The 2,475-nt window shown below is 74.9% G+C and carries 3 protein-coding genes; 2 read left to right on the top strand and 1 reads right to left on the bottom strand.

Translation table 11 applies throughout. From position 1 onward, the window contains the following. Positions 1-1,360: MFS transporter (locus tag AB0L40_RS27600; protein ID WP_364361981.1), on the bottom strand; the 1,360-nt coding region annotated here is incomplete at its 3' end. Positions 1,361-1,415: 55 nt separating this feature from the next. On the opposite strand from AB0L40_RS27600, the gene AB0L40_RS27595 reads away from it, so the two are divergent. Then, the gene (locus tag AB0L40_RS27595) at positions 1,416-1,922 is read left to right on the top strand and encodes a PadR family transcriptional regulator (RefSeq protein ID WP_364361979.1); all 507 of its coding nucleotides are present in this window, start codon (positions 1,416-1,418) and stop codon (positions 1,920-1,922) included. A gap of 227 nt (positions 1,923-2,149) precedes the next feature. Further along, a complete protein-coding gene (locus AB0L40_RS27590; protein WP_364361977.1) occupies positions 2,150-2,371 on the top strand; it encodes a hypothetical protein in 222 nt (73 codons plus the stop codon). Positions 2,372-2,475 lie beyond the last annotated feature (104 nt).

Raw genomic sequence — 2,475 nt, 5'->3', positions numbered from 1 at the left:
GGCTTGCGGCCGAACGACTTGTAGACGTCCACGCACTCGATCGACCAGAAGTCGCCCGGGTTCTCCTCGAAGCCCGGCTGGCCACGAGGGCGACCGACCCGCCGAGCTGGCGCAGCAGCAGGAGGGTGCCGATCGCGCCGCCGACCCGCGCGGCGGGGAGGGTCCGCTGCAGCGCGATCTGGACGCCGGACAGGGCGGGACCCATCCCGGCGCCGAGCAGGCCCATGAAGGCCATCGCGTACCAGTCCGGGCTGCCGTCCCCGAACGTCGCGAACCCGAGGGCGCCGGCCGCCGTCAGCGCGCACCCGCACAGGAGCGTGGCGCGCAGCGCGCGGGTCCGGTCGACCACGGTCGCCCCGACGTTGACAGCGACCAGGAGGCCGAGCAGCAGCGGGTACATCAGGAGTCCGGAACCGGTGGCGTCGACGTGCCGGGTCTCCTGGAAGTACCGCGGCAGGAGCAGCACGCCCGCGTAGAGGCCGAAGGTCACGGCCGCGCCGGCGACGAGCAGCGCGGCGGTGCGCCGGTCGGCGAACAGCGCGGGCGCCACGACCGGGGCGGCGGCCCGGCGCTCGACGCGCACGAACGCCGCCGCGAGCGCGAGCCCGCCGACGAGGAGGCCGCCGGTGTCCCAGCGCGCCCAGTGCCCGTGCGTCCGCGCGTCGTCGGGAGACAGGCCGGTCGTGGCCACCAGGACCAGCGCGACGGCCGCGGTCAGGAGCAGGATGCCCGCGACGTCGAGCGGGACGGCCCGGTCCTCGCTGCGGCCGAGCGACGCGGGCAGCACGTGCGCCACGACGGCGAACGCGACCACGGCGACCGGCACGTTGACGAGGAAGATCGACCGCCAGCCGACGTGGTCGGTCAACGCGCCGCCGATCAGCGGGCCGAGCAGGAACGCGACGCCCATCAGCCCGGCCAGCGCACCCTGGAGCGCGGCGCTGCGCCGGCCGCGGTAGAGGTCCGCGACGAGGACGAACGAGAGGCCCTCGAGCGCGCCCGCGCCGAGTCCCTGGACGGCCCGCGCCGCGATCAACCACGCCATCGACGGGGCGAGCGAGCACAGGACCGACCCGGTGGCGAAGAGCCCCATGCCGACGAGCAGGAGCAGACGCCGGCCGTGGCGGTCGGAGAGCCGGGCGTAGAGCGGGAGCGAGACCGTGGCCGTCACGAGGTACGCCGTGACGACCCACGCGTAGCCCGACGCACCGTGCAGCCGGTCGACGATCTCGGGCAGGGCGGTGCCGACGATCGTCTGGTCGAGCATCGCGAGGAACAGCCCGGCGACCACGGCGGCCAGGAGGAGGCGCGGCCGGGCGACGTCCGGTGTTGCTGCGGCCGATGCGCCTGAGCTCTCCATATGCCGGGAGTTATATATCAATCTAGACATGTGCGATTCGGCATAAGATCGGCGCATGTCGCTCCCGCACGCGCTGCTCGGCCTGCTCGCCTCCCAGCCCGGCACGGGGTACGAGCTCCGGCAGCGGTTCGAGGCGTCGCTCGGCAACGCCTGGCACGCGAGCCACTCGCAGATCTACCCCGAGCTCGGCCGGCTCGAGGACCGCGGGCTCGTCGAGGTGATCGCCCACGGCTCGCGCCGCAGCCGCACGTGGGCGGTGACGGCGGACGGCCGTGCGGAGCTCCGTCGCTGGCTGACGGAGACGGAGCCCAACCGCGACGTCCGCAACGAGCCGCTGCTCCGGGGGTTCCTGCTGTTCCTGCTGGAGCCGGAGGAGCGGACGGCCGTCCTGCGCCGCGAGCTGGCCGCGGCGGAGCGCGAGGGCGCCGCCCTCGCGGCGACCGCGGCCGAGCTCGACGGCGACGGTGGTGCGTCCAGGTTCCGGCCGATCGTGGACCTCGGGCTGCGCAGCAACGCCGTGCTGCAGGAGTGGCTGCGCGAACAGGTCGGCGAGGCCGGCTGAGCGGCTGCGCTCGGCCGGGCGAGGCGGTGTTCCGGCCGCCGGCTCCCGGGGTGTCCGGCGTCCGGGCAACCTCGGCGGTGCCACCGTCCACGCCCACTGGACGACCGGCGCCGTGAGCCTCGCCCGGGGTGAGGGGACGAACGTCCACGGGCCGCCGGACGGCCCCGCCGGCGCGGGGACGGACATCCAACTAGCCAGGCCGGGGGAGCGGCCGTACCTTCCGCTCCGTGGAACCCGTCCCGCCCTACCCGCAGCTCGAGCTCTGGCTCCTCACCGACCTCGTCCTGGGCGAGCTCGACCGCCTCCACGACACGTGGGTGGACGGCCGCGCGCCGACCTCGGCCGAGCTCTTCGGCGTCGCCGACGACCTCCGCCGCCTGCGCGAGACCGCGTCGTTCGCGGCGACCGTGTCGGCGTTCGAGTCCTCGACCCAGGAACCCGTGCGCTGACCCGGGCCGTAGCCTTCCGCGCGATGTCCGCGCCGACGATGCACGCGATCCGCCAGCACGAGTTCGGGGGGCCCGACGTGCTCGTCCTCGAGGAGGTTCCGCGG

Origin of the sequence: Patulibacter sp. NPDC049589 (assembly GCF_040675535.1) — a bacterium.
GTDB lineage: Bacteria > Actinomycetota > Thermoleophilia > Solirubrobacterales > Solirubrobacteraceae > Patulibacter.
This window is presented reverse-complemented; position numbering and strand designations above follow the sequence as displayed.

Excerpts from the sequence above, each read along its gene's own strand:
- AB0L40_RS27595 (WP_364361979.1), top strand. The coding sequence starts at position 1,416 with ATGTCGCTCCCGCACGCGCTGCTCGGCCTGCTCGCCTCCCAGCCCGGC.